This window comes from Reyranella sp. CPCC 100927 (assembly GCF_007859315.1).
In the GTDB taxonomy this organism is placed as follows: Bacteria; Pseudomonadota; Alphaproteobacteria; order Reyranellales; family Reyranellaceae; genus Vineibacter.
On the sequence record NZ_VOHA01000022.1, the window covers coordinates 19231 to 45598 of the forward strand.

The 26368-nt window shown below is 64.3% G+C and carries 19 protein-coding genes and 1 pseudogene; 9 read left to right on the forward strand and 11 right to left on the reverse strand.

Features of this window, described 5'->3' with window-relative positions; all coding sequences use genetic code 11:
- Positions 1 to 186 precede the first annotated feature (186 nt).
- From FQU96_RS34110 to FQU96_RS34120, 3 genes are read right to left on the reverse strand one after another with little or no spacing between them, the layout of a single operon-like run.
- Positions 187 to 1356, reverse strand: a complete 1170-nt coding sequence (locus FQU96_RS34110; protein WP_146545874.1) for a peptide chain release factor-like protein — start codon at positions 1354 to 1356, stop codon at positions 187 to 189.
- 3 nt (positions 1357 to 1359) lie between these two features.
- Positions 1360 to 2277 carry a nucleotidyl transferase AbiEii/AbiGii toxin family protein gene (locus FQU96_RS34115; RefSeq protein WP_146545875.1) on the reverse strand — a complete coding sequence of 306 codons (918 nt, stop codon included), beginning with the start codon at positions 2275 to 2277 and terminating at the stop codon, positions 1360 to 1362.
- On the reverse strand, positions 2278 to 3114 hold the full coding sequence (locus FQU96_RS34120) for a type IV toxin-antitoxin system AbiEi family antitoxin domain-containing protein (protein ID WP_146545876.1): 837 nt from the start codon (positions 3112 to 3114) through the stop codon (positions 2278 to 2280). It lies immediately after the preceding gene.
- Between the two features lie 205 nt (positions 3115 to 3319).
- Here FQU96_RS34120 and FQU96_RS42350 point away from each other — a divergent pair, with 205 nt between their 5' ends.
- The 6 genes from FQU96_RS42350 (at position 3320) to FQU96_RS34155 (ending at position 13208) form a co-directional block, all read left to right on the forward strand.
- Positions 3320 to 4729 (forward strand): Wadjet anti-phage system protein JetA family protein, encoded by a 1410-nt coding sequence (locus FQU96_RS42350; RefSeq protein ID WP_178130900.1) that lies wholly within the window; start codon positions 3320 to 3322, stop codon positions 4727 to 4729.
- The gene (locus tag FQU96_RS34135; protein ID WP_146545877.1) at positions 4729 to 5385 is read left to right on the forward strand and encodes a DUF4194 domain-containing protein; all 657 of its coding nucleotides are present in this window, start codon (positions 4729 to 4731) and stop codon (positions 5383 to 5385) included. Before FQU96_RS42350 ends, FQU96_RS34135 begins: the two co-directional genes overlap by 1 nt.
- On the forward strand, positions 5382 to 8882 hold the full coding sequence (locus FQU96_RS34140) for an SbcC/MukB-like Walker B domain-containing protein (protein WP_146545878.1): 3501 nt from the start codon (positions 5382 to 5384) through the stop codon (positions 8880 to 8882). The genes FQU96_RS34135 and FQU96_RS34140 overlap by 4 nt, the downstream gene beginning before the upstream one ends.
- The gene (locus tag FQU96_RS34145) at positions 8882 to 10072 is read left to right on the forward strand and encodes a Wadjet anti-phage system protein JetD domain-containing protein (RefSeq protein ID WP_146545879.1); all 1191 of its coding nucleotides are present in this window, start codon (positions 8882 to 8884) and stop codon (positions 10070 to 10072) included. Before FQU96_RS34140 ends, FQU96_RS34145 begins: the two co-directional genes overlap by 1 nt.
- A 471-nt stretch (positions 10073 to 10543) precedes the next feature.
- The gene (locus FQU96_RS34150; RefSeq protein ID WP_146545880.1) at positions 10544 to 12085 is read left to right on the forward strand and encodes an AMP-binding protein; all 1542 of its coding nucleotides are present in this window, start codon (positions 10544 to 10546) and stop codon (positions 12083 to 12085) included.
- Between the two features lie 151 nt (positions 12086 to 12236).
- Positions 12237 to 13208: a zinc-binding dehydrogenase gene (locus tag FQU96_RS34155; protein WP_146545881.1), complete on the forward strand. Its 972-nt coding sequence runs from the start codon at positions 12237 to 12239 to the stop codon at positions 13206 to 13208.
- Positions 13209 to 13421: 213 nt separating this feature from the next.
- Here the strand turns inward: FQU96_RS34155 and FQU96_RS43205 are convergent.
- The 3 genes and pseudogenes from FQU96_RS43205 to FQU96_RS34170 all read right to left on the reverse strand — a co-directional run.
- Positions 13422 to 14537, reverse strand: a pseudogene (locus FQU96_RS43205) (hypothetical protein); the annotation flags it as partial.
- 48 nt (positions 14538 to 14585) lie between these two features.
- Positions 14586 to 15206: an NYN domain-containing protein gene (locus tag FQU96_RS34165; RefSeq protein WP_146545882.1), complete on the reverse strand. Its 621-nt coding sequence runs from the start codon at positions 15204 to 15206 to the stop codon at positions 14586 to 14588.
- A gap of 115 nt (positions 15207 to 15321) precedes the next feature.
- A complete protein-coding gene (locus FQU96_RS34170) occupies positions 15322 to 16038 on the reverse strand; it encodes a hypothetical protein (protein WP_146545883.1) in 717 nt (238 codons plus the stop codon).
- A 125-nt stretch (positions 16039 to 16163) separates the two neighbouring features.
- Here FQU96_RS34170 and FQU96_RS34175 point away from each other — a divergent pair, with 125 nt between their 5' ends.
- Positions 16164 to 17384, forward strand: a complete 1221-nt coding sequence (locus tag FQU96_RS34175; RefSeq protein WP_146545884.1) for an MFS transporter — start codon at positions 16164 to 16166, stop codon at positions 17382 to 17384.
- Between the two features lie 6 nt (positions 17385 to 17390).
- Here FQU96_RS34175 and FQU96_RS34180 read toward each other — a convergent pair whose 3' ends face one another.
- Both FQU96_RS34180 and FQU96_RS34185 read right to left on the reverse strand, forming a co-directional pair.
- Positions 17391 to 18521 carry a serine hydrolase gene (locus FQU96_RS34180; RefSeq protein ID WP_146545885.1) on the reverse strand — a complete coding sequence of 377 codons (1131 nt, stop codon included), beginning with the start codon at positions 18519 to 18521 and terminating at the stop codon, positions 17391 to 17393.
- Between the two features lie 31 nt (positions 18522 to 18552).
- Positions 18553 to 19149, reverse strand: coding sequence for a 2-hydroxychromene-2-carboxylate isomerase (locus FQU96_RS34185; RefSeq protein ID WP_146545886.1), 597 nt, complete (start codon positions 19147 to 19149; stop codon positions 18553 to 18555).
- A gap of 186 nt (positions 19150 to 19335) precedes the next feature.
- Between FQU96_RS34185 and FQU96_RS34190 the strand changes: the two genes are divergently transcribed.
- Positions 19336 to 19839 (forward strand): peptidoglycan-binding protein, encoded by a 504-nt coding sequence (locus FQU96_RS34190; RefSeq protein ID WP_146545887.1) that lies wholly within the window; start codon positions 19336 to 19338, stop codon positions 19837 to 19839.
- Positions 19840 to 19848: 9 nt separating this feature from the next.
- On the opposite strand, the gene FQU96_RS34195 is transcribed toward FQU96_RS34190, so the two are convergent.
- Both FQU96_RS34195 and FQU96_RS34200 read right to left on the reverse strand, forming a co-directional pair.
- Positions 19849 to 22956: an efflux RND transporter permease subunit gene (locus tag FQU96_RS34195; RefSeq protein WP_146545888.1), complete on the reverse strand. Its 3108-nt coding sequence runs from the start codon at positions 22954 to 22956 to the stop codon at positions 19849 to 19851.
- Positions 22957 to 22978: 22 nt separating this feature from the next.
- The gene (locus FQU96_RS34200) at positions 22979 to 24244 is read right to left on the reverse strand and encodes an efflux RND transporter periplasmic adaptor subunit (protein WP_218574992.1); all 1266 of its coding nucleotides are present in this window, start codon (positions 24242 to 24244) and stop codon (positions 22979 to 22981) included.
- Positions 24245 to 24518: 274 nt separating this feature from the next.
- Between FQU96_RS34200 and FQU96_RS34205 the strand changes: the two genes are divergently transcribed.
- A complete protein-coding gene (locus FQU96_RS34205) occupies positions 24519 to 25100 on the forward strand; it encodes a YqaA family protein (RefSeq protein ID WP_146545890.1) in 582 nt (193 codons plus the stop codon).
- 3 nt (positions 25101 to 25103) lie between these two features.
- Here the strand turns inward: FQU96_RS34205 and FQU96_RS34210 are convergent, their stop codons facing one another.
- Positions 25104 to 26321, reverse strand: coding sequence for a polyhydroxyalkanoate depolymerase (locus FQU96_RS34210; RefSeq protein ID WP_146545891.1), 1218 nt, complete (start codon positions 26319 to 26321; stop codon positions 25104 to 25106).
- Positions 26322 to 26368 lie beyond the last annotated feature (47 nt).

Genomic DNA, 26368 nt, shown 5'->3' on the forward strand with positions numbered 1-26368 from the left:
CAGATGCGTGAGGGATCGTTACCGAGGGCGGAGCTGCCCGACTATCGACTTGGCTGGAGGGCGGCTGTGTGCGGCCGATCGCCTCATAGGCGACCGCATAGAGCCCGGCCCGAGCGCAGCGAGGGACACGCCCTGACCGGTGCAGGGCTTATGCCTATTGCACTGGGACGCGGCACTGGCATCAGGTCATGCAGGCAGATCGCGGTGGCGAGATACTGATTTCACAACTGCGCCATTCAGAAGAGGGTCGAGGCTGTCGGCTTGCTCTCTTGCCCACGCAGCCCATTCGTCAAGAGCTTCCGAAGGTGCCTCAATCTCCGACGCGCGAGAAAGAACGGTCGAGACATATGTGCGGATCCGGTTCGCTCTCTCAAGCTCCCTGGCTTGCGCCAACAAAAGGGCGACGCGCTCACGCGCCTGCTTCTCGGCCAGAAGCCTTGCTTCGCGTTCCGCCTTCTCCGCGCGTTCTCTCAGTTCTTTCTCGGCGTCCGCCTTGCGCTCAACGAGCCATTCCCTGTGCCTGACCAGGTTTTGCCGGTGGGACTCCTCTGCCGCTACCAGCATCTCGACCAACACTGTCGTCAATTGATGATCGAGTAGTGTCGTGTCGTCGTCCTCCCAGAACTGTGAGAAGCCGGCCCGACTATGCGCCGTCCCCAGCGCAAGCCGAAGTCGTGTGCGTTGTGGCTCTTTCCGAGACGCAACAGCTTCAATGGTAAAGGGCACGTTTGTATCGCCAATCTTGATGTCTAGCGGACGGCCATCACGCTCGTCCTGATACTTGGACGTGCTCATGGACGGACGGCAATCAAGGCGGGCTGCTGCGAGAAAGATTGTATTGATCAGCAGGAGGCGACGTCGCTCGATACTCGTCTCGTATTTGGTTCTGGGGGAGCTCAGCTGCCATCTCAGGGCATAGTGCTTCTCCTCCTCCTCATGCGCCAGCAGCCGCGAAACGAGCGGATGCGCAAGCTCGAATGTCTTCTGGTAACGGACCTTGCCAACCAGTTTGGTGGCGCGATACCTCACGGAGTCCATGTCTTCGTCGAACTCCGGCGGCTCCGGCACGACCATTTTCACGAAGTGCTCCGCCCAGTCAGAGCCATATGCCGATGCGTCCCTGGAGTATCCGATCCGATCGGTCGCGCCAAAGAATCGTGGCGGCAGAGAGACTTTGCTGACGGGCTTTCCTGCCTGCTTCCGAGCCCAGTAGCCGCGTTCGGGCACTGGGATGTTCATTCGCTTGCAGTGCTTTGCGAGCGCAACGTCGGAGATTCCGAAGTCCGCGGCGAGCGTCCTCATGGGCTGTGACCAGACCAGGTCGTAGAACTCCCTGCGGGTATATGCGCGATCCATGGATCAGGTTCCTCGGCCAAGCGCCTTTTCAAGGTCCACTACAAGGGCAGCGCGTTTCTCTGGCGTCAACTTGTCGAGATTCTGTATCCGCCATCTGACAGCAGGCAGGTCGCTTGCGCCGGTCACGCCGAGCAGATCCCAGTCCGGTACTCCACGCTCGAATGACAGAAGAAATGCGCGGTGCCTGTCCGGCATCTTGCCGACCATCTCGCGAATGATGGCCTCACGCGCGGCAAGAAGCTGGTCCAGCGATATCGGCTCGTCGGTCATTCCGTCGAAGCCGCGCATGAACTCGTCGCCGATCGCCTTGCGTACTGGCGCAAGAACTTCGCTCATTGGCCGGTGATGGCTGAGTATGTAGACGACAAAGGCTGTACGCAGATCGTCGTCGATGCCTTCGTTCGCCAGCAGATCACGGACATCGAACAGGTCTCGCGGATGCTGCCGGTCAAGCGCCGCGACGATCTTCCCGGCATAGAGGTCGCCCCACGAGACGACCTGAATTTCCGCAAAGCCAAATTCATTCTCAACCTTTTCGGACACGGTGCGGCGTTCGGACTCGAAGACGCAGCCTCGCAGGACCGGCGTAACCTCGATCTTGATCTGGACGCCGCGGGCGCGGGCCTGGAGCCACGTCACCGCTCCTTCATGCTGCTGTTCGACCACCTTGACCTTGTCGATAGTATTGCGGATGCGCTCCGCGATGTGTTTCATGGCGGCATCGATCTCACTGAGGGAATCGGCGCGCGGTTTCACCGGCAGGTAGGTGAGATCGATATCGATCGATAGGCGCGGCATGTTGCGCACGAACAGGTTGATAGCTGTCCCGCCTTTCAGCGCAAAGCACGTCTCTTGCGCGACCAGCGGAAGGATGCGCACGAGCAGCGAGACCTGGCGTCGGTGTTGTTCGGAGAACGGCATTTACAGGTCCTCCGGAACGGTTATCTGGAGGACCGGATCGAGGCGCCCGCCTCTCACGAGCATGCGCTTTCCTTTGCCGAGGTTGAAGTCGTCGCGTTTGACGAACCTGATCCATGAATGCGCATGCCGGGCTGCGAAGAAGAAGAAGAGGCGTTTTACTTTGACGCTCTTGCAGTCGCCGAGGAGCTTCTGCAATCGGCGCGGTCTGAGCGACGTGAGCCCCTCGAACAGCTTGTCTGCCTGATGGAAGGTTTCTCGAGCAGGCAGCTCATCAAGCAGTTCCAGAATGGCGCGTTCCGGAGTCGAGAGAGTCAGCGGCCAATCCCACTGGCCCCAAGGCTGTACGGTGAAGCTGGTGGCTGCCGCTGCGTCGGAAAGCTTGTTCTTCGCCATATCCCACGCAAGGCTGGTCGTCCCGAAATGAACCGGCTCGTTGCGGAACAGCGTCCGGTCATTGTGATAGAGGAAGCGCACTTTCAACGGCAGCGTGTAGAGCCAGGATGGCGGCGGCTTGGAGCCGTACAGATGTATTTCGGTCTCTGCCTCCTTGAGGAAATGAGTGAAACCTTGCAGTTCAAGTGCGGTACGCCCTCCCACGGTGAGCGGGTTTCTGAGCAGCAGCGTTTGAAGCGAGATAACCACCTGTTGCCAGGACAGAGCGCCGCGCGGGCGACGGTAGACGCGCCGGGCGGGCTGTTCGAGGCGGCCTGTCGCGACGTAATGGCTGCGCAGGTTGGTCGCGAAGCCATGTTCAGTGAGCCAAGCCGAGTCTACCAGCAGACCTTCCGGTAGCTGTCTCTCAAGTTGGTTTAGCTTGCTCGTCCTGGGTTCATTCACGTTGAGTAAACCGGCACAATTTCAAACCGAACGCTAGTTTACTCCTTCACCCATTAACTCAATTCTACTGAGCTAACTCCGCAGATTGTAAACCAGAGCAGCGCGAAGCGCAATGTTCCTCTATTGTTCCAGCTACGCGTCGCAGCTACCATCAACCAAGGTGAGGTTTCATTCGATCGCATTTGCCGCCGGCTGAGGACGGTGCATGGCCAAATTATTCGGCTACTTGCCAGAAGCGCTTTTTCAACCGCTCGCCGGCCCGAAGAAACACGTCTACGCGAGACTGTTGATCCGGCTCTACGAGCGCGTGTTCACGGCCCGCATCCTCGAAACGCCCACCAAGGACGAGGTCCTCCGGCACATTGCGAACGTCCTGGCGGAGGCTGGCGTATCGGATCCAGATCAGCTCCAAGAGGAAGGGATCGAAGGCGATCCGCATCCTCATGCGCACTATATCGCCTACACCAGGCTCAAAACCACCGGCTGGCTCGTCGAGGAACAGGACAAATGGGACGTGCTGGTGGACATGCATCCGGACGCCTTCATGGTGATCGGTGCGATCGCCGATTTCGCCCATAGCCGCATTCGAGTCGCCGGCGCCGTTGTCGAAGTCAAAAGCAACCTCGAAGCTGCCCAGCGAGACCCGGTCACACTTGCGCAAGGTCTCGCCAATGCCTGCGAGACAGCTGTGCGGTTTGCCCGCAGCATGCGGCGCATCCTGGTGGGCATGCGCGATATCGAAGACCGCATCTTGGGAAATCCCGACGCTGCTTCCATTTTGCGGACTTTCTTTGGCGATTTCGTCGATGGCCTTCTGATTGCCGACTACAAGCAATTGAAGACATCGAACAACCCATACCGCTACCGCCGGCAGATCAGCACCCTCGCAGTCGAATTGCTCCATGACATGGCTTGGCGCGGGGCGTTGGCGCGCGCCTACATCGATCAAGGCGTCGTCTCAGCCAGCGTTTCGCTCGAAGCCGCGGAGGAGAGAGTCGTTAGCGAACTCGAAAAAATCCGCCAAGTCTTCGACGACGTCGGTCCCTTCATGGAGCGCATCGAAGACTTCCGGGATAGGCTCGAACGCCGCGTCCGGACGACCGTCTACTACATGGACGTCATGGGCGAGGGCTCCGCGGAAAAGCTGGTGCGCGTTATCGAGAGACTTGCCGCACTGCCGATCGTTGAGGCCGAGTTGCGCACGCGGGCGCCCCATGTCGGATTCCCGATATCCGAGAAAGCTCTCTACACGCCTCCTCCGCCGCGAGCGGCCCCAGCGAAAACACGCTTCCGCTTGCCCGGCCGCGACCGCTACCTCAGGGAGTATGTCGCGGCCACGACCGCGTTCGACCGGATGGTGCGAGTTACGCCGGCCAAGATGCTCCGCTTCATCGAAACAAAACTTGGCGAAAAGCACGACCTCCATTCGTCGCAAATATCGATTGAATCGATCGAAGAACTGCTTGCATTCCGGGCCTTGCCGGCGCTCGCGAGCGCGAACACGGAAGTCGAAATCGGCTCGTACCGCATCGTTCGCGAGCGCGACCGGACTGACAACGAGTGGATCAACGTCGTGTCCTTCCGCATCGAGCGAGTGGAGGCGGGAGTGAACTGATGCTCAGGGATCTCGAAAAAATCATCGATGAATGCGATGCCAACGGAGGCGACGGTGAACGCCTTGAAGTCGAGTTGCGCCAGGCGGCGCAAAATCTCTGGCGCGCGCAATTTCTGTATCGCGACGATTTCGGATCCAAGGGCAGCTATGACCTCCTACTCGAACATAGGGCGTACTTCGAGAATCTCTTTGGAGCACTGGGCTACCGCATCGTCGGCGGACGTCCTGACGATCGACTGCTCGGCCTGCTCGCAACGGACCTTCCCGCACGCCAGACGATGAAGCTCGATGAAAGCCTCGTGCTGCTGGTGTTGCGGCTTTACTATGAGGAGGCCTTTAAGCGTTACGAGATCAACGACAATGGCGAGGTCGAGGTCGACGGGGAAACGCTTTTGCAGGTCTATGAAGATCGTACGCGGCGCATCAGGCCGCTGGTCACGCGGCTGCACGAAATCCTGACAGGCTTCCGCCAGCGTGGACTGGTTAGAGTCGAAGACCAGGGCGATAGCCGGAGCTTCAAACTCTACCTGCGCCCGGCCCTGCCGATGGTCGTGGGCGAAGAGACGCTCGCATCTCTGGACGAATTCATTGCCAAGGGGACAGCCGCCCAGGCGGGCGGTCAGCAGGATCATTCAAACGCGGCGGCCGCCTCATGATCGAGCTGCGCCGTATCGTCCTGGTCGACTGGTACCTGTTTCGGGCCGAGCAAATTGACCTCGCGGGAATGACTGCCCTGATAGGGCCGAACGGCGCCGGCAAGTCCGCTATCATCGACGCGGTGCAGACGGTACTGAGCGGTGCCAACATGATGAGCATCCGTTTCAATCCGAGTGCCCAAAGCGGCTCGAAGAGCAAACGGTCCATCCGGGATTACTGCCTGGGCGTCGTCTCGTTGGATGAACGCGGCGAGCGGTCCCAGCCCACACGCGAAAACGCCTATACCTATGTGATCCTCGGCTTCGTCGATGTCGATAGCGGCGCGGCGGTCAACCTCGGCATTGCATTCTCGGCCACTGAGGGACGCGGCGAAGAACGATGCGAGGCGCGCTTCCTTGTTCGTGGCGGGCTGATCAGCTTGGACGACCTGCTCGAGCCGGTAGACGATGGCGATGTCGAGACGCGCCATTGGCATGCGGTGCGGACGATGCTCCGCGCACGCGAAGCGGAAGTGATCGACGACTTCGGCTCCGCGACCGAATTTGTCGAAGAGAGTTTGCGCACGCTGTCCCCGCCGGGCTTTCCGCTCGATCCCCGTCGCTTCATAAAGGCTTTTCGCAACGCCTTGTTGCTGCGGCCGGTGGAGAATCCAACGGAGTTTGTCCGCAACTATGTGCTGGACGAGCAGCCGATCAAGGTCGCTCGGCTCCGCCAAAGCATCGAACTCTATCGTTTCCTGACAGGCAAGATCGAGACGCTCAAAGCGCAAACGGCGAGTCTCGGGCAGATTCAGCGGATCGCCGGCCGTGTGATCGAGAACGAGCGCGCCATTCACGTCGGCGAATGGCAGATCGCTCGTATGCAATGGGAGACGTTCCGCCGCGAGGTCCGCTCGCTTCAAGTCCGACTGGGACAGTTGCGACACGAGGCTCAGGTCAAGGAGGCACAGGCAGTAGCAGCCGCGGCGCGCCTCTCGCGAGTCGATCTCGAACTCGCAAGAGTCGAGCTGACGCACAAATCGAGCGAAGGCGAACAGCTCGCGCTGATGTATGAGTCTGACAAGAACCTCGCGATCAATGAACGTGAGAGCGCTCTCGCCCCGCTGAAGTTGGTCGAAAGCCTTGTCCAGCGCGTCGACACGCTCGCGGAGCGGCGCGTCATCGCCGGTTGGGACGATACCTTGCATGGCCTTTTGAGCGCTGTGACGCTGGCGCATCGGCCCGTCGAGCTTCACAAGTGGGGCAAGGAGCTTGCAGAAGGCTGGGAGGAGAAGGCCACCCAGCTCGACGGCGCGCTGTCCGCCGTCACGGTCGAGCGTCTCGTGGACGTGCAGAAGCGCGCTGGGGACAACCTGTTTACCGCTCAAAAGGAAGTTCGCGATATCCAGGATCGGATGCAGCTGATCGATCGCAATCTGCAGCGTATTGATTCCGGGCAAGGCACCATCGAGCGCGGCACCGAAGCGCTGCTGCTGGCTCTTCGCCGCGAGGGCATTGTCGGTATTCCATTGTGCGACCTTGTCGAAGTGAAGGATCAGAAATGGCGTGTGGCTGTCGAAGCGGTGCTGGGTCGTTCGCGGGAAGCGCTGATCGTCGAGCCTGAGTACGCGGTTCGCGCTCTCGATACCTACCGACGCGGCACCGAAGAAGACTTCCGACAGGCTGAGATCATCAACACGACCAAGACCGCGCAAACACGGCCCGCGGACAAGGGATCGCTTGCGACGGTGCTGAGCACCGACAATCCCCATGCCCGCGCGTTTCTGAATTTCCGGCTGGGACGGCTGGCGATGGTCGAGACCATGGAAAAGATGGCCTCGTCGGAAGGTGCCATTACCGCTGATCGCATGATGCAGTCCGGCCGCACGGTGAAGCGTCTGTCTCATCCCGGCATCCTGAAGCTTGGACGCGCGAACGACGAGGAAACGCGGAAACTTCTGAAGGAAGAGCGTGCCGCGCTGATGATCCGTCTCGGCGACAAAGTCGCGACGGCGCGCCACCTGCAGGACGACAGCACGCTGATCAGCGATGTTGCGCGGGGATTCGAGGAGTTGCGGAGCAGGAAGGTATGCTGTGCTGCCGTCGGGCGGATGCTCGTGGAGTTCGACGCCAAGATCACGAGGCTCGCGAACCACGTCGAAGAGGCGCGACGCAGTGGCGATCCAAAGCTCCTGAAGCGGCTGGAAAATCTCAAGGATCAAGCCGCCTCGGCGCGCAGAGAGAAGGCGGATTCGGACCGGGTCTGGCGGGAGGCCGATGCCGCAAAAAACCAGCTCATTGGCGACTACAACAAAGCCACTCGCGATCACGAACAGCTCCGTAGCAGGCGCCGGTCGGGCGCACGGCTTCTCAGAGGATATGACGGCGAGGCGAGCAAATTCGAGCTCGTTGTTCGCGCGATGACGCTTGACCGGTTATCCGAAGAAATCCAGGTCCGGAACGACGATGTTCGGCGTCGAGCGGGCGACAGGCGCCAAAGTTTGCAGCGCGAGTTGACCTCCGCGCTGTTCAGGCATTGTCAGCAATTCGCCGTCAGCCTGCCGTTCACCGAGGAGGATGCGAAAGCCGATGTCGTCGGCACCTGGGCCGGAGGAGAGCGCCAGCGGCTCGAATCCCACGAGCTGGTCAAGTACGAAGAGCAGTGCAAGAGCGCCGTCAGCGAAATGACAACGGCATTTCGGGACGATCTTCTGCATCGTCTGCACGATGCCTTCGAGGGTATTCGAGAGACTCTGAACGAGCTGAACCGTCACCTCAAGGATCGGCAGTTCCACGGCCGCGACTACTACACCTTCCGGTCAAGTCATGATCCAGCGCACGCGGACTTGATCGAGCTGGTGAAGGAATCTCGCCGTCCTGACTTCCAGCTGCCCTTGTTCTCGCATGAGAAGCCGGTCGGATCCGATACACCGATGCTGCGCGCCATGCGTCGCATTGAGGAGATTCTTGCCGATCCCCAGGCCAAGACCGACGAAATCGAAGACCCGCGGAAGTATTTCACTTTTGAGCTCTATATCCACGACGAGGCCGGGAGGGTCCGCTCATCTCTCAGTAGCCGCGCTGGCACGGGCTCGGGCGGAGAAGGTCAGTTGCCGTTCTATATCGCCATCGGCGCCTCGCTGGCGGCGACGTATCAGAACCGGCGGACGGGACAGTCCGGCCTCGCCCTGGCCGTGTTTGACGAGGCCTTCAACCGACTTGATACCAAGGCGATCGGAGCGTGTTCCGAGTTCATGCGATCGCTTGGCCTGCAGGTGATTGTCGCGACTCCGGACGAAAAGCGGCACATCTTCATGGAAGTCGCAGACACGGTCGTGAACGTGAACCGCACCGGAAACGTGGTCCTCGTCGACAACGAATACCTAACCGAGAAGACGCACCAAGCGCTTGCCAGCGTCGATCCATACCGGAAAGGCTTCGACATCTTTAAGGCGGAATTGATCGCGGCCTCGACGAAAGCCGACATAGACGACACGCGTCGAGAGGCGGCGGAGTAATGGGACTGGAGGATCCTGGCATAGCTTTTCTCAAGCGGCTTCTGGTGCTCTCCGAACGGTCACCCGATCGCACACGTCAAGCATCGGCGGCTCCCGACTACGACAGTCTGCCGCGCGCCGAGGCGATTACGCGATTTCAGAGTCAACTCGCCGCGGCCGAGCGCGCAGGCGCCGTGGCGCTTCGCTACGGCAAGCGTGAGCGTAAACATCTGATTGAGCGCGTCACGGTCCGCGACCAGGTCATCCTGGCGCGCCATCTAGGGCGCACACCAGCGCCGGAAGCGGCCAGCGAAGCGCGTGGCCGTCTGAAGCCGGTCATCCAGGATGGCGAGCCCTGGCTCACCGGCATACTCGACGAGATGCAGGGACGATGGATGCGCGGCGAGCCGGCTTACAGGCTCGGAGCAGACGACATCGAGGGAGCCAAAGAGTTCCTCGCGCTGCTTTGCGCAATATCCAGAGGGCAGGCCCGCGGACTGGACGCGCGCACGTTCGCGCTAAGCGTCACGGGCGATACGAAGGCCTTTGACCGCAACGCCAGCCGCTTGCTCGCCGTGCTGGCAGCGCACTTCAACGAAACCTCAGCCGACGCGGTATGGACCTGCATCGGGCTCGACCGTTACCCGCATCCGGTCCATCTGCGCGGTCCCCTCCTAATCGAAGATGGGCAGCGCGTCCTTGTTGACGGCATGGGGAAGCCATTTGCATCGATCCATCCCGAGATGCTGTCGCTACTCAAGCTGGCCCTGCCACCGCCCTACATCCTCACCATCGAAAACTATGCCAGTTTCAACCGCCATGTTCGTGAGTTGGATGACGGCGGACTGGTCATTTATACAGGCGGCTTCGCCTCTGTCGGCGTCATGGCGCTATTGAAGTGCGTTCTAGGCTGCACGGATGCGGCCGTACCGTTCTGTCACTGGGGAGACATCGACCCGGGGGGCCTCAGGATATTCCGCTACCTAGAGGAAACCTTGCCCCGGCCGCCGCGGCCGCATCTTATGAGTCGCGAACTCGCCGAAGCCCAAGGTAGGCCGGCGTCGCCGGATCCATCGCTTGCGTCCATCGCCCAAACGCCGAGTGCCGTCGCACCTCTTGCCCAATGGCTCGCAAGAGGCGAAGGAATCCGGCATCTCGAACAAGAAGCGATTAATCCAACAACACCCACTGTGACAAGCACAGCCGCCTGAGATTTTTCTTGATCTTTTTATGAGAAAAATATAGAGTCCCATTTGAACGTGGGCAAGTGTTCTTGCCGCCGGATGTGGGCGTCATGCACGCGGTGTGCTTCTACAGGAGGCGCATGCGTCCGGGGGCAGGCGTCGCTGCCGCTGGTCGCGCAGCACCCGACACGCCCCATGAGAGGTATCGTCATGAGCGCACGACTTTCTGGCCGTAACTGGCCGCTTTCTGCCACCGACTGGCCGCGTTGAACCACATCGCCCAAGGCCCTGGGACATAACCCCAAACCGACTTTCTGGCCGTATCTGCCCTTTCTGCCAGCCCCTGTGCTTCAACGAAAAGGGCGCTCGCCATTTCGCGCCGCGCTCTGCGAGACGACCCGCGCGCTCTGCCTTGAGGTCCGGCAAAGCCGCATGCTTTGATCCGCACGCCCAGACGACCGCGCGACGTTTCGCGTCGCGGCATCCAAGAGGACGCCCGTGCATCCGTACATCCATGCCGCCCAAAACCCGGACAAGCCGGCCTACATCATGGCCGGCAGCGGCGAGACCGTGACCTATGGCCAGCTCGACGAAAGGTCCAATCGCATCGCGCAGATGTTCCGGGCGCGCGGCCTGAAGATCGGGGATCACATCGCGATCTTCCTCGAGAACCACGCCCGTTTCTTCGAGCTCTGCTGGGCGGCGCAGCGCGCGGGACTGATCTACACGGCCGTCAGCTCGCGGCTCACGGCGGCCGAGGTCGATTTCATTGTTGGCGACTGCGGCGCCAAGCTGCTGGTGACGTCGAAATATCTCGAGAAGCCGGCCGCCGAGCTGGTGTCGCTGATGCCTGATGTAACGTCGCGGCTGATGATCGACGGCACCATCGCCGGCTACGAGCCGTTCGAGAGCACGGTGGCCGCCTATCCGGCGACGCGCATCGCCGACGAGATCTCCGGCCACGACATGCTCTACTCCTCGGGGACCACCGGTCGGCCCAAGGGCGTGATGGTGCCGCTGTCGGGCGAGCCGATCGACGTCGTCGCGCCGTCGTTCCAGGTGACGCGCCAGATCTACGGCTTCGACGCCAACACGGTCTATCTGTCGCCGGCGCCGCTCTATCACGCAGCGCCGCTGCGCTTCAATCTGTCGATCATGCGCGTGGGCGGCACCAGCGTGATCATGGAGCAGTTCGACGCCGAGGATTACCTGCGGCAGATCGCCAGGCACAAGGCGACCCACACCCAGGTCGTGCCTACCATGTTCGTGCGCATGCTGAAGCTGCCGCCCGAGGTGCGCGGTCGCTACGATACGTCGAGCCTCACATGCGCCATCCATGCCGCGGCGCCGTGCCCGATCCCGGTCAAGGAGCAGATGATCGACTGGTGGGGGCCGATCCTGCATGAGTACTACGGCGGCACCGAAGGCAACGGCCTCACCATGCTCAATGCGCAGGAATGGCTGGCGCACAAGGGTTCGGTCGGCCGCGCCGTCGTCGGCAAGGTCAAGATCGTGGGCGAGGATGGCGCGGAACTGCCGGTGGGCGAGTCCGGCACCGTTTACTTCGCCGAGGGCCGCGAGTTCGCCTACCACAACGATGCCAAGAAGACCGCCGAGTCGCGCCATCCCAAGGGCTGGAGCACGCTGGGCGATGTCGGCTACCTCGATGCCGACGGCTATCTCTATCTGACCGATCGCAAGGCGTTCATGATCATCTCCGGCGGCGTGAACATCTATCCGCAGGAGGCCGAGAACGTGCTGATCAACCACCCGGCGGTCGTCGACGTGGCGGTGTTCGGCGTGCCCAACGATGATTTCGGTGAGGAAGTGAAGGCGGTGGTGCAGCCGCGCGACATGGCCGAGGCCGGACCGGCGCTGGCCGAGGAACTGATCGCCTTCTGCAAGCAGCAGCTGTCGCCGATCAAATGCCCGCGCTCGGTCGACTTCGAAGCCGAACTGCCACGCCATCCCACCGGCAAGCTCTACAAGCGCCTGCTGCGTGATCGCTATTGGGCCGGAAGACAGAGCCGGATCGTTTGACCCTGATACAGACTGTCATCCCGAGCGTAGCGAGGGATCTTTGGATGATGGCGTGCGACGCATCAAAAGATCCCTCGCTACGCTCGGGATGACAGCGGGTAGCGAATCACCTTTCAATGATCGTGAGTACTGGACTCAAGGAGACCACATCATGAAAGCCGCCGTCGTGGGCGAGTCGGGCGTCGAGGTTCGCGATATCCCGACGCCGCAGCCCAAACCGAATGAAGTGCTGATCAAGGTGCGCGCCGCCAGCCTCAACCGCGCAGACCTGGCTGTGGCCGCCGGTCGCCGCCACGGTTCGGTGGGCGGCGTCGGCGCCCGGCTGGGGCTGGAGTGCGCCGGTGAGGTCGCCGCCGTCGGCACCGAGGTGCAGGGCATCACGGTGGGCGACCGCGTGATGAGCTCGGCGCCGGGCGGCTATGCCGAATACGCCACCGCCGAGGCGGCGCGCGTGCACAAGGTGCCGGCCAACAACATGACCTTCGAACAGGCCGCCTGTTATCCCGTGGCGCTGCAGACCATGCACAACGCATTGGTGACGGCGGGTCGGCTGAAGGCGGGCGAGTCGGTGCTGATCCAGGGTGCCAGTGCCGGTGTCGGCCTGATGGGGCTGCAGATCGCCAAGCTGATGGGTGCCGCGGTCGTGATCGGCACCTCGACCAACGAGGCGCGGCGACTGCGTCTGAAGGAATTCGGCGCCGACCTCGCGCTCGATTCGCGCGACGCGGCATGGCCCGACGCGGTCAAGCAGGCGACCGGCGGCAAGGGCGTCGACCTGATCGTCGATCAGGTGTCGGGCGGCGTCGCCAACCAGAACATGCAGGCCGCCGCCGTGCTCGGCCGCATCGTCAATGTCGGCCGTCTGGGCGGCATGAAGGGCGAGTTCGACTTCGATCTGCACGCGCTCAAGCGCATCGACTATATCGGCGTCACGTTCCGGACCCGCTCGCCCGAAGAGGTGGCCGAGATCAACCGGCTGATGCGCGCCGACCTGTGGCCGGCGCTGGAGGCCGGCCAGCTGTCGCTGCCCATCGACCGCACGTTCCCGCTCGATCAGGTGAGCGAGGCGTTGGCCCACATGCGGGCCAACGCCCACTTCGGCAAGATCGTGCTGACGATGTGACGTGCGCGACATGTCATCCCGAGCGCAGCGAGGGATCTTTCCGCCATGACGGGTCCAGAGGCCGCCAAAAGAGTCCTCGCTGCGCTCGGAATGACAGTGCGCAGCGACCAGTCTCAAACGCTCAGCGTGCGCAGATAGGCCTCGGCGTGCGATCGCTTCATGTGGATGGCCCAAATCCAGCGCGGTACCGTTCCAGAGCGTGTCGCGGATCTCCGCGCGGGCGCCGTGCGCGACGAGCAACTGAAGCATGGCGACGTCGTCGTTGTCGGCGGCGGCGTGCAACGCGGTGCTGTGGCTGTGCACGGGAATGAATGCATTGACGTCGGTGCCGGCCTGCAGGCACAGGTGTGCGCACGTCGTCTCCTGGTTGATCACGGCCATGGCCAGGGCTGCCTGCCGATCCTCGGTGCACGCCGTGGGCAGCAGCGTCTGCAGATCGGCGACGCGGCCCAGCCCGGCCGCGATCGGCGCGGTCAGCGTCATGCCGCCGGCGAGCAGGGCTTCGACCGGTCCGCGTTCCTTGTGGCCCAGCGTCATCAGGATCGTCCGGCGGCTCGCAGTCGCGCCGGCGCGGGTGAGCCGGTCCATCAGTGCGATCTGGTGGCCCTGCGTGCGCGCCGGGGCGCTGGTCATGACCAACTCCAGTGCATAGTCGAGGTCGGCCGCTGCCACGCCGCGCGCGATCATGGCATCGGCGATGGCGGCGATGTTGGCCGGCATGCGCTCGATCAGGTTCGGGTTGTTGGCGATGAACCAGAACAGGCGCGGGTCGCGGAAGTAGTCGGCGGGATAGCAGTCCGGCTCGATGGCACGCTCGCGCAGCAGGCGGGGATGGGCATCCAGCAGGCGGCACAGCCCGGCAAGATCACCGGCCTGGATCGCCCTGACGGCTTGGCGGAACAGCGCATCGCGCAGCACCGGCCGGTCGAGCAGTTCGACGATCTGATCTTTGTCGGGGGCCGACCCGCGCCGGGCCCAGTCGAGTGCCGTAGCGCCGGTCGCATCCGTCTGCCACGACAGCGCGCCGCGGCGGATCAGCAGCGCGACCAGCGCGACCGGACCGTGCGATGCCGCGGCGTGCAGGGCCGTCGCCTCGCCATCGCCGGCGCGGCGAACGGCAGCGCCGGCCTGCAGCAACAGCGTGGCCACGGCCAGGCGGCGCTCGGGCGGCGCGTCACCGGCGCAGGCGTGCCACAGCGGTGTGCAGGGTGCGTGGTTGTCGCCGTCGACGGCTGCGCCGGCGGCCAGCAGGGCGCGAACGGCATCGTCGTCGGCCTGCTCTGCCGCCAGCGACAGGGGCGACGGATCGGCGTCATGTGTGGCAGCCATGGCCGCCAGCGTAAGCGCTGGACCCGGCCGCGGACAAGGCGATGCGTGTCAGGCCGGGCGCAGCCGGTCCGGCAGGATCGTGCGCGAATCGTCGGAGTGTTCGTAGAGTTCCGGCGGCAGGCGGCGCATGTTGCCCAGCGAGGCGACCACCATCTGCTTGCCCAGGCGGCGGGCATACTTCATGGCCGGCACCAGGTCGGTGTCCTGCGACGCCAGGATGATCTGATCGATGTCGGGCAGATGGGAATAGGAGGCGATGTCGAGCGCGATGCGCACATCGACGCCCTTCTGCTCGAAGTCGGGCGCGAAGTCCTCGTCGGTCAGCGCCTGGCTTGGGGCCGGGTTGATGCCGCGCCGCAGGCGGAAGCCGCGGAACTTCAGGACGCCGCGGCGAACGGCAAACCGCTCGCGTTGCGCCAGTTCGCGCAGCCACCCGTCGCCCGACTCGAAGACCCGGCGCTCGCCCGAGATCGGCAGGCTCACCTCGCCGGCGAACGGCGGGCAGTCGTAGTACAGGATGCGCAGCACATGCTCGCGGTCGTGATCGATGCACGACCATGCGAAACGCTCGACGAAATCGTTGTTGTACTGGAAGCCGATTTCTTGGGCGCTCTTACGGAGGTTGCCGCCGTCCAGCAGGATGACGGATTTCAACATGCCGGTGGCCATAGGTTACTCAAATTCCCTGACAGCGTTATGAGGCCGGGTCCGCGTAAATGGTCGCAGCCGGCAGAGAGATGTGTAGGCCGCCTGCTCGGCCGTTCGCAAGCGTCAATCGGTCCGACTACGCTACAACAATCCAGGTCGACAGGGCCTGGGCGCACAGCGTGCCGCTCCGGGTGTAGACCGCCGTGCCGGCCAGCAGCTTGCGGCCTTCGGCACCGACCTTCCAGCCCACCACCATGCAGGGCTCGTCCGGCCGCGGGCGATGGAAGACCTGGCCGGTCATGCGGCCGGTCATCGCCAGGCGCCAGTCGTCGGGATCCTGCACCGCCCACGCCCCGGGGCAGTCGAGGGCACCCCACAGAAAGGGGGCGTCGATCCGGCCGTCCGCCGCCGCATGGACGGCATGCGGTTGATACAGCGACAGCGACATCGGCCGGTCCTCGAGGCGCTGGCCGAACACGCGCAGGCCATCGCCGATATCCCGCGCCCGGCCGCACACCAGGCACCACTGGAAGTCGCTGCCCTCACCGCAGCCGCCATCGGCCGCCAGGCGCTCGGCCGCCGCCCAGTCCTGAATGCCGGGTGGATCCAGCGTCAGGGTCGCAGGCCGCGCCTCGGCGACGAGCTTGGCATCGTGCTGCAGCAATGTCCGGTCATCGCCATTGCGGGCCAACGTGAGCGGCGTACCGATGGGGATCGGCGCACGCAAGGTGACCTCGACGGCGCCATCGGGATCCACATGCCTGGCCAGCACGCCGGCCACGTAGCCGCCGTTGCCCGACAGGCGGGGGCCGTTGAAGCGGCGGTCGATGACGATCGTGCTGTCGTTATTCATGCGTACACTCACTTCCCCGCGCGGGGCGCAACCGTGTCTTGCGGCGGGCGGGAAAGCAAGCGCTCGCGATGCAATGCCTCCTTCACTAATCTGCACGACCCAGGTCATCGTTGGAGGAAAAACGCGTGAAGCACCGGGCTGGTTGGCTGCCCTACGGCCTGGTGGCGATGTGTTTCCTGCTCAACCTCGCCACGCGCGGTGTCGGCGAGTCGTTTGGCGTCTTCGTGCCCTCGCTGCAGGCCGCGTTCGACGCCGAGCGTGCCGTCATCACCAGCGTCTACGGCCTGGGCATGCTGGCGATGGGCTTCGGTGGTCCCGTCGCCGGCCTGTTGCTCGATCGCATCGGGCCGCGTGTGTTGGTCCTGGCCGGCCTGGTCTGCGCCGGCGGCGGCACGCTGCTCGCATCGCAGGCGGCGGCGGTCTGGCAACTCCATGCCACGCTGGGGATAGCGGCCGGCCTGGCGGCGGCGGCGCTGGGCAGCGTGACGTTCGCCGGGCTGCTCGGCCGCTGGTTCTCGGCGCGGCTGGGCACGGCGCTGGCGGTCGTGTGGTCGGCCGGCAGTGTCGGCGTGATGATGATCTCGCCGCTGGCCGAGGCCCTGATCCAGGCGCACGACTGGCGCTTCGCCTATGCGTGCCTGGGTGCTGCGGTCCTGGCCTGTGTCGTGCCCGTCGCCCTGATGCCGTGGCGCCGCATCGCGGCCGGCGACCCGGCGATCATGGCCACGCGCGGCCCCGAGCAGACGCTGGGCACCGGCCCCACGGTGGCGATGGCGTTGCGCGATCCGCCGTTCTGGGGCCTGACCCTGGCGTTTGCGATGACCTCGCTGTCGATCTTCAGCCTGGCGCCGCAGGCCAACGCCTACCTGATCGACAGCGGCCTCACGGCAGCCGCCGCGGCGCGGGTCTGGGCGTTGACCGCGATGCTGACGCCGCTGGGCATGATCGGCTTCAACTGGCTCGCCGATCGCGGCGGGCGCATGGTGGGGGCCGTCGCCGCCTACACCGGCACGGGGCTCGGCATCGTGGCGCTATGGCTGGTGCGCGGCCCCGACGACACGTGGTTGATCGGCGCCTTCATCGTGTTCTTCGGCAGCACCATGGGATCGCGCGGGCCGATGATCTCGACCTTGGCGACCCTGCGCTACCGCGGCGCCCATGCCGGGCGCATCTACGGCCTGATCACGTGCGGCATGGGCGCCGGCGGTGCCGTCGGCGCATGGCTGGGCGGCCTGGCGCATGACCTCACCGGCGGCTACCGCGGCACCTTCATGCTGTCGCTCGCCGCCCTGGTGCTGGCCGCAGTGCCCCTGGCGCTGGAGGCGCGGGCCCGCGAGCGGATGTGAGGCTTCTCAGAGGATGGCCGTGTGCACCAGGTTGGCGACGTGGTCGAGCCGCCAGCTGTGCCACGGATCGGGGATGCGGTTGTTGGTGACGTAGGCGAACGACACGCCGGAGTCGGGATCGGCCCAGCAGTACGATGTGCCGACACCGCCATGGCCGAATGTGCGCGGCGAGGCGACCGAGCCCATGCCGCGGATGGTCTCGGTGGTGCCGCGCAGGTGCGGGCCGATGCCGCGATGCATGGGCATGCCCATGAACTCATCGACGCGATCGCCGGTCCAGTTGCGGATCGCATATTGCAGGGTGCGCGGCGAGACCAGGCGATGGCCGTTGAGTTCACCACCGGCCAGCATCATCTGGTACAGCGCCGCCATGCCGCGCGCCGTGCCATAGGCGCCGCCGCCGGGAACGCCGGCGCGGCGCCACTCGGGCGTGTTGTTGTCGGGGTCGTTCTGCGGTGCGCCACCCAGCGGCGGCGGGTAGTGCATGTCCGACAGGCGTCCGGCCTGCGCCGGTCCGACGCCCATGAACAGGTCATCGCTCAGGCCCAGTGGCGCGATCACCGTCTCGCGCACGACGTCGCGGAAGTCCTTGCCGGTCACGGCTTCGATCACCACCGCGGCGACCCAATGCGCCGACAGGCCGTGGTAGTGGATCTTCGAGCCGGGCGTCCATTCGAGGCTGAAGTCGCACACCACCTCGCGCAGCTTGGCGTGGTCGTCCCACGCCTCCTTGCGCACGACAGCGTTGGGAAAGCCGCCCTGGTGCGTCAGCAGCTGCAACAGCGTGATGCTGCCTTTGCCGTTCTTCTTGAACTCGGGCACGTGGTCGGCCACGCGGTCGACAAAGCGGAAGGCGCCCTGCTCGGCTAGCGCCCACATCGTGGTGGCGAGGATGACCTTGGTGTTGGAGTAGAGCAGCCACAGCGTGTCGTCCTTCGCTCGCCGCCGGTCGGGTTGCGTCGTGGCGTCGCCGAAGCTCCGCACCATCGCCAGCTTGCCGTTGCGGGCCAGCGCGATCTGGGCGCCGGGGTAGTGGCCATCGGCGATCTGCTTCTCGATCAGCGCGATCAGCCGGTCGAGCTGATCGGTGCGCAGCCCCAGGGCTGTCGGATCGGCGCTCGGCAAGGGAAAGGGCATCGGTGTCTCCTGATCAAGGTGAACGAGCGTGTCACATCCACGGCGCCTTGGCCCACTGGAAGGCCTGCTCCATGCGGTCGTGGCCCCAGAACAGTTCCTTGTCGACCGTGAAGGAGGGCGCGCCGTAGATGCCGAGCGCAACGGCGGTCTCGGTCTGGGTTTTCAGGCGTGCCTTGTTCTCGGTGGTGTTGGCGCGTTCCATCACCGATGGATCCAGGCCCAGCCGGACAACGATATCGGCAATCGTCGCGGGATCGCCGATGTCGCGATCCTCGACGAAGTTGGCACGGAAGACGGCGCGCGTGAAATTGGCGATCCAGCCCTCGTCGGCGCCGACCAGCGCGACGCGGGCCGCAACCAGTCCGTTGCGCGGCAATGTCGTCGGCCGGGTCCAGGCCAGGTGGTACTTCGCCGCGATGCGCTCGACATCGCGCCACATGTTGGCGCCCTTGATGGGAAAAAGATTGAACGGCGAACTGGCCCAACCCTGCGCGCCGAAGATCGGCCCCAGCAGGAAGGGGCGCCAGCACACCTCGACGCCCATGACACGCGCCACGCCTTCGACGCGTTCGGCTGCAAGATAGGAGTACGTGCTGCCAAATTCGTACCAGAACTCAACCGTCGACATGAATTGGGGTCCGATTCATTTCAGCGCCATGACAGTTTGCGGCAGCGTTTGTCACGCGCCAAGGCCTGACTTCGGCATCTTTTCACTAGTCTTTCCCTTGCGGCGCGGCATCATGAACCTACGGCGAAGCGTGCGCCGTTTCTAGGCCGGGCCGTACCCGGCCCCCCAAGCAGCGGAGGACAAGTTATGGCGCTATTGAAGCTCGGCATGGCGGGCGAGCCCGTCAAGCGGTTGCAGCAGAAACTGGGTGTCGCCGCTGACGGGCAATTCGGTCCGGCGACCGATGCCGCCCTGAAGGCTTATCAGAAGGAGCACGGCCTCGGCGTCGACGGCATCGCGGGTCCCGACACGTTCGCGCAGATGGGATTGCACGAACTGATCCTGCTGATGCCGGGGTCGACGGGTGAGACCGTGAAGAAGCTGCAGACGTCGCTGGGTATTGCGGCGGATGGCCAGTACGGCGCCGGGACGGCGGCGGCCGTCAAGGCCTTCCAGGAAAAGAACGGTCTTGATGCCGACGGTTATGCCGGCCCGGTGACCCTGGCGAGCATGAAATTGTTCGCGGAGATCACACCCGCCGTCGTCGAAGCCTCGAAGGTGACCGACGAAGTCGCGTCGTCAAGCCCTGCCGATGCCATCGTCTCGGTCGGCAAGAGCATCTGGCAGACCGTCAAGGGCATCTTCAAGTAACGTCTGTTGTCATTCCGCCGGCTGCGCCGTGCCATCGTGCGGCGCAGCCGCCGCGGCGTCCTGATGTGGACGGCGTGTGCGTGCCAGATAGGTATAGGCCGTCGGCACGACGAACAGGGTCAGCAGCGTGCCGAGCGTCAGGCCGCCGACGATGACCCAGCCGATCGCCTGCCGGCTTTCGCCGCCGGCGCCGGTGGCGGTGGCCAGCGGAATGGCGCCCAGCACCATCGCACCGGTTGTCATGAGGATCGGCCGCAGGCGCAAGGTGGCGGCCTGCTGCACGGCCTCGATCTTCGATAGCCCGGTTTCCTGAAGCTGATTGGCGAATTCCACGATCAGGATGCCGTGCTTGGTGATCAACCCGATCAGAGTCACCAGGCCGATCTGGCTGTAGACGTTCAGCGTGTTGCCGGTGAAGTGCAATGCCAGCAGCGCGCCCGTCATGGTGAGCGGTACCGTCAGCATGATGATCAGGGGATCGATGAAGCTTTCGAACTGCGCCGCCAGCACCAGAAAGATGAAGATCAGCGCCATCAGGAAGAGTTCGTATAGTCCCTTCGACGAGATCTTGAACTCGCGGCTGACGCCGTTGTAGTCGATGCGGATCGAAGGTGGCAGCTGACCGGCGGCTCTTTCCATGAAGGTCAGCGCATCGCCCAGCGCACAGCCCGCCGCCAAGTTGGCCGATACGGTCGAGGCGCGCAGCTTGTTAAAGTGGTTCAGCTCCTTCGGCGCCACGGTTTCGTGGATGCTGATCAGCGTCGCCAGCGGGATCATCTGCCCGGAGCGGCCGCGCACAAAGATCTCGTTGAGTTGGTCAGGCCGCACGCGATCGGAATCGGCGACCTGGACCATCACGTCATACTGTTTGCCTTCGCGCTTGAAGCGCGTCACCTGGCGGCCGCCCATCAGGGTCTCGAGCGTTCGGCCGATGGTGTCGACCTCGACGCCCAGCAGTGCGGCCTTCTCGCGGTCGGGGCGGACGCGCAGATCCGGTTTGTTGAGCTTCAGGTCGGTATCGAGCGCCGTAAGGCAGGCGTTGGTGCGCGCGATCGCCATGATCTGGCCGGTGGCGGCATCCAGGACTTCGTAGGGCTGCGTCGTCAGCAGCACCACCTGCACCGGCTTGTCCGTCGAGCGCAGCCCGAACGAAGGCGGGTTGACGGGAAACGCCAGGATGCCTGGTATGCGCTGGGTCAGCGGTCGCGCCCATTCCGTCACGGCCTGCTGCTTGATGGTGCGCTCCTCCCAGGGACGCATGCGCGCGAAGGCGAGGATCCGGGTGACGTCCGGGAAGCCGACGATGACCAGAAGCCGGTCGACATTCTCGCTGATCTCCGGCCGCCCGTACTGAGCGCTGCGCAGATAGATATCCTCCAGGCGCTGCGCGTAGCCCATGCTGTAGTCGAGCGTCGAGCCCTCCGGCGCGAAACCGATGTTACTGACATTGCCGCGGTCTTCGGTCGGCGCCAGTTCCTGCGGCAGCATGCTGAACACCAGGCCGGCGCCGCCGGCGACGACGAGGCCGGCCACGACGACGAGGGGACGCACGGCGAGCGTCCAGCCCAGCAGCCGGCGATAGCCGCGGTTCATGGCGTCGAGCATCCGCTCGCCGAACATGTAGATGCGGCCATGCTGATGATGGTGCTTCAACAGCTGCGAGCACATCATCGGCGACAAGGTCAACGCCACGAAGCCGGAGACGATCACCGAACCGGCCAGCGTCAGCGCGAACTCCGTGAACAGCCGGCCGGTGCGGCCGGTCTGGAACGCGATCGGTGCGTAGACGGCGGCCAACGTGATCGTCATGGCGACGACGGCGAAGGCGATCTCGCGCGATCCTTTCAGCGCCGCGGCGAACGGGTCCATGCCCTGCTCGACGTAACGCGCGATGTTCTCGAGCATCACGATGGCATCGTCGACCACCAGGCCGATGGCCAGCACCATGGCGAGCAGGGTCAGCGTGTTCACCGAGAAACCCAGCGCCAGCATCATGGTGAAGGTGCCGATCAGGGACACCGGAATCGTCACCAGTGGCACAAGGGTCGCGCGCAGCGTGCGCAGGAAGACGAAGATCACCAGGACGACGAGCAGGACGGCCTCGCCGATGGTGTGGAACACGTTGGAGATCGAGCGGTCGATGAACACCGTCGTGTCGTAGGCGATCTCGGCACTGATGCCCGGTGGCAGGTCGGCGAGGATCTGCGGCAGGCGCGCCTTCACGTCCTTGGCGACCGCCAGCGGGTTGGCGGTCGATTGCTTGATGACGCCGACATTGACGGCCAGCTTGCCGTTGTAGCGGCTGATGACGCGCGTATCGCGCGCTTCGACCTCGGTCCGCCCGACGTCCTTGAGGCGCACCAGATAGCCGTCGTTGTCGCGCAGGATCAGGTTGTCGAACTGCTGTGGCGAGCGCAGGTCGGTCTCGGCCAGGATCGTGAATTCGCGTTCCGTGCTCTCGATACGGCCCGACGGCACCTCGAGGTTCTGGCGCCGCAGCGCGTTCTCGACATCCTGCGTGGTGATGCGATACGCCGCCATGCGGACACGGTCGAGCCAGATGCGCATCGCGAACGTCCGCTCGCCGAAGATGCGCAGCTGCGAGACACCGTCGATGGTCTGCAGCTGATCCTTCACGAAGCGGTCGACATAGTCGGTGATCTCGAGCTGAGACACCGAATCGCTGGTGAAGGCGATGTAGATGATCGGATTGGCGTCAGCCTCGACCTTGGCGATCACCGGTTCGTCGATTTCCGTCGGCAGACGCGAGCGTACGCGACTGACCCGGTCGCGCACGTCGGCGGCGGCGGAATCGACATTGCGCGACAGGCGGAACTTGACGGTGATCTGGCTGCGCTCGGCGCGGCTGAACGACGTCATCAGATCGATGCCGTCGATACCGTACAGCGACTCTTCCAGCGGCTGGGTGATCTGGCTCTCGATGATCTCGGCCGAGGCGCCGCGGTAGGTCGTCTCGACCGTCAGCGTCGGCTCGTCGATGTTGGGATACTCGCGAACCGACAGGCGCTGGTAGCTCACCAGGCCGAGCAGGATCAGCGCCAGGCTCATCACCGTGGCGAACACAGGTCGGCGGATGGAGATTTCAGGCAGCCGCATTGTCCTGTCCGTCTGCCGGCGGTCAGCCGCCGCGGTCCTGGCCGGCGCCCGGCGTCTTGGCATTTGCCGGTGCGCGCATGGCCGGTGACGGTCCGTCGCCTGCCGGCGCCACCGGGTCATTGGATGCCGCCGTACCGGCGGGCTGCGTGCCGGCGGCGGGTGTCGCGCCGGATTTGCCGCCGCCCGGCGGTACGATCGTCACCGGCATGCCGGGGCGTGACAGCTTCAGGTGGCCGGCGGTGATGATCATGTCGCTGGCGGTGATGCCTTCGAGGATTTCGACCTGGCCCTTCTCGCGCTGGCCGGCTTTCACGAAGGTCGGCACCGATTTGCCATCGACGATCCGGTAGACCTGCAGCCGGTCGCCCACGGGTACGATGGCCTGTTCAGGCACGAACATGGCGTTCTCTCGCGTCGCGAGCGTCAGGGCGACGCGGGCGAATACGCCGGGTCGCAAGGTGTTGCCCCGGTTCTCGACCTGGGCGCGCACGACGATCGAGCGGCCGGCTTCGTCGACCAGAGGATCGATCGCGTAGACGTGGCCTGGGAATTCGCGGCCAGCATAGGCGTCGACCGACAGCGTGATCGTCTGGCCGACACGGACGGCGGCGAGGAAAATTTCCGGCACCCGGAAATCGACCTTCAAGGGGTCGATCTGTTCGAGGTTCACGATGTCGGCGCCGGCCTGGAGGTAGCTGCCGATGGACACGCGTCGAAGACCGATGACGCCATCGAACGGCGCCACGAGCGTGTACTTTTCGACCCGGGAACGGCCCAGCGCCACCGCCGCTTCATCGCGCCGCAACGCCGCACGCGCTTCATCGACCGCTTTCTCGGTGCCGGCCTGGCGTGCCAGCAACGACATGGCGCGCTCGTAGTTGGCCTTCGAGAGGCCCAGGGCTGCTTCCGCCTGGGCCAGGACCGCATCGTCGAGCGAGGAGTCCAGCTTGACCAGCACCTGGCCCTTGGCGACCTTCTGTCCCTCGGTGAAGTTGAAGGCGATGACCCGGCTGGCCAGTTCGGGGCGCACCATCACCGCTTCGAAGGAGCGGAACGTACCGACCGCCGCGACGGTCTGGCGGCTGGTGCCGATCCGCACTTTGACAGCCTCGACCAATACAGCCGCCTGCGGCGCGGGCGATTTGCCGGCGGCCTGCGTCGAGCCTGCAAGCGGCGGGTCAGCGACGCGGCTGCCCGCAGCCAGGCTGCCCACACCGGGTCCCTTGTTGAACCACCACCATGCGCCGCCTCCCACTGCCACGAGCAGCAGCGACGACACGATCGTCACTATGTGCCTTCTCATGTCTGCGAGCCCGGCGGCGGCAAACGCCGCGAGCCACCCTGTAAAGTTTGGTTACTCACAGTGTACCGACAAAAGCCTGCCGGGAAATCGGAATCTCGCACCCGCGGGTCACGATTCACTTCGTTTTGCGCTGGTATCAGGGCCGCCGGGTCCGGTCTGCGACCGATTCGGGGCCCATCAGCGCTGTTCAGGACAGGGCAGGGTGGTCGTGCTATGACGGCCTGGAACACGTTTGTCCGGTTGCGATACCCCGTCTGCCATGTTCCGTCGCCTCTATGATTGGGTGATCGCGCTTGCCGGTCACCGCCATGCCGTCCCTGCCATGGGCGCGGTGTCCTTCCTCGAAAGCTCGTTCTTTCCGATCCCGCCCGACGTCATGCTGGTGCCCATGGTCCTGGCCAACCGGGCCAAGGCCTTTCGGATCGCCCTGGTCTGTACGATCGCATCCGTGCTGGGCGGGCTTCTGGGCTATGCCATCGGCTACTACCTGTTCGAAACGCTCGGCGCCTGGGTGGTCCGCGTCTATGGCCTGCAATCGGCCCGCGACGGCTTCCTGGCCGGCTTCGAGCAGTACGGTACGTGGATCATCCTGATCAAAGGTTTGACGCCAATCCCTTACAAACTGGTGACGATCGCCAGCGGCGCCGCCCACTTCGACCTGTTCACCTTCATCTGGGCGTCGATCCTCACACGGGGTGCGCGTTTTTTCGTGATCGCGGCCCTTCTCTGGAAGTTCGGTGAGCCGGTCCGCCACTTCATCGAGAAGCACCTGACGTTGCTGACCTGGATCTTCCTGATCGCCCTCGTGGGTGGCTTTGTCGCATTCCGGTACTTGTTCTGAGGGTCAATCGCTCGACAGGATGACGTTGCGCACGACCGGGTAGATCTGGCCGCTCCATTTCTTGCCGCTGAAGACGCCATAGTGCCCGACGCCCGGTTGCAGGTGGTGGCGCTTGCGGTAGGGGCGCAGGCCGGTACACAGGTCATGCGCCGCCAACGTCTGTCCGACGGCGCAGATATCGTCCTTCTCCCCCTCGACGGTGAGCAGGGCGGTACGCCGAATGGCGGCCGGATTCACCGCGCGGCCGTGCCAGGTCAGCGTGCCCAGCGGCAGGCGGTACTCCTGGAAAACGTAGCGGACCGTCTCGAGATAGAACTCGGCGGTCATGTCGAGCACGGCGAAATACTCATCGTAGAACGCCTTGGTCGCCGCCGCCCGGGCGTGACAGCCCTCAGCGAGATGATGGAACAGGTCGACATGCGCCTTCAGGTGGCGGTCGATGTTCATGCTCATGAAGGCCAGCAACTGCAGGAAGCCCGGGTAGACACGGCGCCAGGCACCCGCAAACGTGAGGGGTACCGGTGAGATCAGGTTCTGCTCGAACCATTCGATCGGCCGGCTGGTGGCCAGCTGGTTCACCGCGGTCGGGTTCACGCGGCAGTCGATCGGGCCGGCCATCAGGGTGAGGCTGCGCGGCTGGGCCGGATGGTCGGCCTCGGCCATCACGGCAGCGGCTGCCAGTGCCTGCACGCACGGTTGGCAGACCGCAACCACGTGTGCGCCGGGCCCCATGACCTCCAAAAACCGGATCAAGTGATCGACATATTCGTCGAAGCCGAAGCGGCCATGCCACACGCCGACGTCACGCGCATTGTGCCAGTCGGTGATATAGACATCGTGTTCGGGCAGCAGGGTCTGGACCGTGCCGCGCAGCAATGTGGCGAAGTGGCCCGAGAGGGGCGCCACCACCAGCACGCGGGGCTGCACCACGTCGATGTCCTTGGCGAAGTGCAACAGCGTTCCGAACGGCGTGACGTGGACGGCTTCCTCGCGGACGGCCATCTCGCGTCCGTCGACGACAACATGGTCGATCCGGAAAGGCGGGCGGCGGTGGCTCAGGCCGGCCCGCGCAATCAGCTCGCAGGCAGCGGCGAGGCGCTTGGCAGCCAGGCCGGGCGACATACCCGCGAACGGTTGGCGCAATGCCGGGGCTGCGGCGCGGGCCAGGGCCCGAAACGGTTGCATGAAGTCGGCTTGCGCCTGGTAGGCGAGGTACAACATCAGCGTCACCGGCGCGGTTATTGCAGGGCGTGCAAGGTCGAAAACCC

Bases quoted from the DNA above. Each gene is read 5' to 3' on its own strand.
- FQU96_RS34110 (WP_146545874.1), bottom strand. From the start codon at position 1,356: ATGGATCGCGCATATACCCGCAGGGAGTTCTACGACCTGGTCTGGTCA.
- FQU96_RS34115 (WP_146545875.1), bottom strand. From the start codon at position 2,277: ATGCCGTTCTCCGAACAACACCGACGCCAGGTCTCGCTGCTCGTGCGC.
- FQU96_RS42350 (WP_178130900.1), top strand. From the start codon at position 3,320: ATGGCCAAATTATTCGGCTACTTGCCAGAAGCGCTTTTTCAACCGCTC.
- FQU96_RS34135 (WP_146545877.1), top strand. From the start codon at position 4,729: ATGCTCAGGGATCTCGAAAAAATCATCGATGAATGCGATGCCAACGGA.
- FQU96_RS34140 (WP_146545878.1), top strand. From the start codon at position 5,382: ATGATCGAGCTGCGCCGTATCGTCCTGGTCGACTGGTACCTGTTTCGG.
- FQU96_RS34145 (WP_146545879.1), top strand. From the start codon at position 8,882: ATGGGACTGGAGGATCCTGGCATAGCTTTTCTCAAGCGGCTTCTGGTG.
- FQU96_RS34155 (WP_146545881.1), top strand. From the start codon at position 12,237: ATGAAAGCCGCCGTCGTGGGCGAGTCGGGCGTCGAGGTTCGCGATATC.
- FQU96_RS34165 (WP_146545882.1), bottom strand. From the start codon at position 15,206: ATGGCCACCGGCATGTTGAAATCCGTCATCCTGCTGGACGGCGGCAAC.
- FQU96_RS34170 (WP_146545883.1), bottom strand. From the start codon at position 16,038: ATGAATAACGACAGCACGATCGTCATCGACCGCCGCTTCAACGGCCCC.
- FQU96_RS34180 (WP_146545885.1), bottom strand. From the start codon at position 18,521: ATGCCCTTTCCCTTGCCGAGCGCCGATCCGACAGCCCTGGGGCTGCGC.
- FQU96_RS34185 (WP_146545886.1), bottom strand. From the start codon at position 19,149: ATGTCGACGGTTGAGTTCTGGTACGAATTTGGCAGCACGTACTCCTAT.
- FQU96_RS34190 (WP_146545887.1), top strand. From the start codon at position 19,336: ATGGCGCTATTGAAGCTCGGCATGGCGGGCGAGCCCGTCAAGCGGTTG.
- FQU96_RS34195 (WP_146545888.1), bottom strand. From the start codon at position 22,956: ATGCGGCTGCCTGAAATCTCCATCCGCCGACCTGTGTTCGCCACGGTG.
- FQU96_RS34205 (WP_146545890.1), top strand. From the start codon at position 24,519: ATGTTCCGTCGCCTCTATGATTGGGTGATCGCGCTTGCCGGTCACCGC.
- FQU96_RS34210 (WP_146545891.1), bottom strand. From the start codon at position 26,321: ATGTTGTACCTCGCCTACCAGGCGCAAGCCGACTTCATGCAACCGTTT.